Annotated in this window: 1 protein-coding gene; it reads right to left on the bottom strand. The window is 60.8% G+C overall.

The window, feature by feature from the left end:
• Positions 1-482 (bottom strand): cbb3-type cytochrome c oxidase subunit I (locus FE811_RS27130; protein WP_181181003.1); only part of this gene is annotated, 482 nt, incomplete at both ends.

Below are 482 nucleotides of genomic sequence, written 5' to 3'. Positions count from 1 at the left end.
ATGCGCCTGGGCGCGATCCCAGTCCTCGCGCTTGGGCAGGGTCTCGAAGGTATGCTCCGGCGGCGGCGAGGGCAGGGTCCATTCCAGCGTGTCGGCGTGTTCGTTCCAGTAGTTCGGCACGTTCACGCGCTTGCCGGCGAAGAGCGTGTAGAACACGATGCCGATGAAGAACAGGAAGGAGGCGAAGGAGATATAGGCGCCGATCGACGAGATGTTGTTCCAATAGGCGAACTCGACCGGATAGTCGATGTAGCGGCGCGGCATGCCCTGGCGGCCCAGGAAGTGCTGCGGGAAGAAGATCAGGTTCGAGCCGATGAACATCATCCAGAAATGCAGCTTGCCGGCCCATTCCGGGTATTGCCGGCCCGACATCTTGCCGATCCAGTAATAGACCCCGGCGAAGATCGCGAAGACCGCGCCCAGCGACATCACATAGTGGAAGTGGGCGACGACGTAATAGGTGTCGTGATAGACCCGGTCCA

Origin of the sequence: Paracoccus sp. FO-3 (assembly GCF_006386455.1) — a bacterium.
In the GTDB taxonomy this organism is placed as follows: domain Bacteria; phylum Pseudomonadota; class Alphaproteobacteria; order Rhodobacterales; family Rhodobacteraceae; genus Paracoccus; species Paracoccus versutus.
This window is presented reverse-complemented; position numbering and strand designations above follow the sequence as displayed.